The organism is Psychrobacter sp. 1U2 (genome assembly GCF_051847575.1).
The window spans coordinates 1-1009 of record NZ_JBPYDC010000512.1; the positions used below are offsets into that span (position 1 = coordinate 1).

Consider the following 1009-nt stretch of genomic DNA (forward strand, 5'->3'; position numbering starts at 1 on the left):
TGATTGCCTGTCATCTCTTTTTGAATCTTTAGATGCTTTTGCGCCTCAATCGGCTCACGGACGAAGGATTTGACCACGCTAATAGAGTTAATAAGCGAGATAACAAGCCCGCTTTTGGCCTCCCGAAAGCCGCGCATCTGCCGGCGGTAACCTTGTAAGCGCCTAGCTTGCTTTTGACTAATAAAAAAGTAAATGGGTATGATAATCAAACCAACGAGGCCAATCCAAAAGTTGGTCGAGAACATAATAATAAGCGACACAATGGCACTGGCAAACAGTGGCAGCATATCAATAAAGAAGTTTTGCACTAGGCTGGTCAGGCTCATCACACCATAATCGATGCGGGTTTGCAGCTTGCCACTATCGTTTTGACTACTGGTATAAAACGCCATACGGTAGGTGAGAATGCGTTCTATAATCTTTTGTGATAAATCGCGTGACAGATTAATACGAATTTTCTCACCAAAAAAACGCTGACCAAAAGAGATGAATATCGATAATATCTCTTTAGTCAACAACACTGCACTAATAATACCTAACATACGCAAACCTGCCTGCCAAGGGTCGGCAAGCGCGGCAATCTCAGTTAAAGTATCAACGGTATAACGCAATACAAAGGCATTGACCTGTGCGGTAAAAGAGCCAAGTACGGTTAAGATTAAAGTGGCTACGATTAACACTTTGTAAGGCGCGGCAAAGCTAGCAAGCTTTTTTAGAATATTCCACAGCAGTGCACGGCGCTCCGTTTTTTCAACGGGTGCAGTATTTAAAAAAGGATTATCATTTAGGACACGTGTGGGTTTAAACGGTTTTGGCATATTAAGGTTTTGGTCTTACGATTGAAGCCAATAAAATTTAGAGTCAAAAATATAGCAGCTGGTAACTATTCTATTATCCCGCATTTTATTTAAAAATACAGCGGATGACTGTTAATTTTAGATATCACTATTTATAAGTTAACGTAGGCTATGGTGTTAGCCCCGTTTTCTATTTTTTTTGCAAAGGTTTT

The 1009-nt window shown here is 40.5% G+C and carries 1 protein-coding gene; it reads right to left on the minus strand.

Annotation, left to right across the window (positions count from 1 at the left end; all coding sequences use genetic code 11):
* A partial coding sequence (locus ACS8FD_RS16945; RefSeq protein WP_439276702.1) for an ABC transporter transmembrane domain-containing protein occupies positions 1–818 on the minus strand: 818 nt, incomplete at its 3' end.
* Positions 819–1009: the final 191 nt, after the last annotated feature.